This window comes from Novosphingobium sp. 11B, assembly GCF_054589055.1.
In genome coordinates this window covers 1-2,556 of the sequence record NZ_BAAILP010000212.1, presented here as the reverse complement: position 1 = coordinate 2,556, position 2,556 = coordinate 1, and the positions used below count along the sequence as shown (strand labels likewise).

Sequence of the window (2,556 nt, the reverse complement as noted above, 5' to 3'; positions counted from 1 at the left end):
TCATTGCGAGCGTAGCGAAGCAATCCAGCGCGGTTTCATGCTGCCCTGGATTGCTTCGCTACGCTCGCAATGACGGGGGAAGGATAAATGCTTCGTCGCCGGGCCGCGGCAATCTGGAGCGTACCGGACTTCACTCTCACCCCCGTCATTCCCGCGAAGGCGGGAACCCATCTGATGCCGGTGCCTGTCGCACGAACATCAGCTGGGTCCCCGCCTTCGCGGGGATGACGGAAAATGGTTACAGCACCCTCGTTTCCCGCCCATGCAGCGGGCTCGCGATAGAGCACCGGTAATGGCCACCGCGCCCACCAAGTCCGCGCTTCCCCCGCAGGTCACGCAGTTCCTAGTCCGCCTCGGACCGGGGCGCGATCTTGCGCTGGCGCTGGGCGTGGGCGCGATCATCGCGATGCTCATCCTGCCGATGCCGGCGTGGATGCTCGACATGGGCCTCGCGCTCTCGATCACGGCTTCTGTCCTCATCCTGATGACGGCGCTGTTCATCGAGAAGCCGCTGCAGCTTTCCAGCTTCCCGACGATCCTGCTCATCACGACGATGCTGCGGCTCGGCCTGAACCTTGCCTCCACCCGCCTGATCCTCGGCCACGGGCATGAGGGGCATCAGGCGGCGGGCGGGGTGATCGCGGCCTTCGGCGAGTTCCTGATGGGCGGCGAGACCGTCATCGGCCTCACCATCTTCGCGATCCTGATCGTCATCAACTTCGTGGTCATCACCAAGGGCGCGGGCCGCATCGCCGAAGTGGCGGCGCGCTTCAGCCTCGATGCGATGCCGGGCAAGCAGATGGCGATCGACGCCGACCTCAACGCCGGCACCATCACCGAGGACGTCGCCCGCGAACGCCGTTCCGAGATCGAGCAGGAGAGCGGCTTCTACGGCGCCATGGACGGTGCCTCGAAGTTCGTGAAGGGCGATGCGGTCGCCGCTCTGCTGATCACCGCGATCAACATCGTCGTCGGGCTGATCGTCGGCGTCGCGATCCACGGCGTGCCGTTCGGGCAGGCGTTCACGACCTACACCATCCTCACGGTGGGCGACGGCCTCGTCAGCCAGATTCCGGCGCTGATCGTCTCGACGGCGGCGGGCCTGCTGGTGTCCAAGGGCGGCGTCGTCGGCAAAACGGGCGCGGCGCTGGGCGACCAGCTGGGCCGTTATCCCAAGGCGTTCGGCATCGCGGGCGCGCTGATGGGCATGCTGGCGCTGATGCCCGGCCTGCCGTTCCTGCCCTTCGCGATCCTCGGCGGGCTATGCGGATGGCTCGCGTGGACGATGACCAAGAAGGCGGAAGGGGCGGTGGCCGCCGCCCGCGTCGAGGAGGCCGCCGCTCAGGCCCGCCAGAAGGCTGCGCAGGCCGAGGAGCCGATCGCCCGAACCCTTGCGATCGACGCGCTGCGCATCGAGCTCGGCTATGGCCTGCTCCCGCTGATCAACGACGCCAGCGCCGAGCCGCGCCTCGACGATCAGGTCCGCGCGCTGCGCCGCCAGATGGCGACCGACTACGGCTTCGTCCTGCCCTCGGTCCGCATCATCGACAACATGGCGCTGCAGGCGAACGAATACGTCGTCTACGTCAAGGAAACCGAGACCGCGCGCGGCGAACTGCGCATCGGCAAGCTGCTCGTCATCAATGCCGGGGGCGGCGAGACCGGCCTCTCGGGCGAGGCCACGCAAGAACCGGTGTTCAAGCTGCCCGCCCAATGGATCGACCGCGAACTGCGGCAGGAGGCGGGCTTCCGCGGCCTGACGGTGGTGGACTGCGGCACTGTCGTCACCACCCACCTGACCGAGATCGTCAAGGAGAACATCGCCGATCTTCTTTCCTATGCCGAGACGCAGAAGCTGCTCGACGAGGTCCACAAGGATTCGGCCAAGCTGATCGCCGACATCGTGCCCTCGCGCATCTCGGTCTCGGGCGTGCAGCGGGTGCTGCAGAACCTGCTGGCCGAGGGCGTCTCGATCCGCGACATGCCCACGATCCTCGAAGGCGTGGCCGAGGCGAGCGCCATCACCGCCAACCTCACGCAAGTCACCGAGCATGTTCGCGCGCGGCTTGCCCGGCAGATCTCGGCGCAGCACACGCTGGACGGCACGATCCCCATCGTCGCGCTCGGCGCGGTGTGGGACGAGGCATTCTCCGAGGCGATCATCGGGCAGGGCGACGACCGCCACCTCGCCATGGCGCCCTCGCAGCTGCAGGCCTTCATCGCCTCGGTGCGCGAAACGTACGACCGCCTCGCCGGGCAGGGAGAAATCCCGTGCCTGCTGACGAGCCCGAGCCTGCGGCCTTTCGTGCGCTCGATCATCGAGCGGGTGCGGCCGGCGACGGTGGTGCTCTCGCAGAACGAGATCCACCCGAGGGCGCGCCTGCGCAGTCTGGGCGCGATCGGGTAGGGGCTGACACGGATGGGGCAAATAAACCCCGTCATCCCAGCGAAGGCTGGGACCGCTATCGGTCTTTAGACGCGAACTCTCGTGAAAGCGCGCCGCCGCGAGGTGGGCTGTTCACGGCCAGCGGTCCCAGCCTTCACTGGGATGACGGG

1 protein-coding gene is annotated in these 2,556 nt (G+C 67.4%); it reads left to right on the top strand.

Translation table 11 applies throughout. The features are described 5' to 3' along the window. Positions 1-292 precede the first annotated feature (292 nt). Positions 293-2,407 carry a flagellar biosynthesis protein FlhA gene (gene flhA, locus ACYPYD_RS19480; protein ID WP_459664960.1) on the top strand — a complete coding sequence of 705 codons (2,115 nt, stop codon included), beginning with the start codon at positions 293-295 and terminating at the stop codon, positions 2,405-2,407. Positions 2,408-2,556 lie beyond the last annotated feature (149 nt).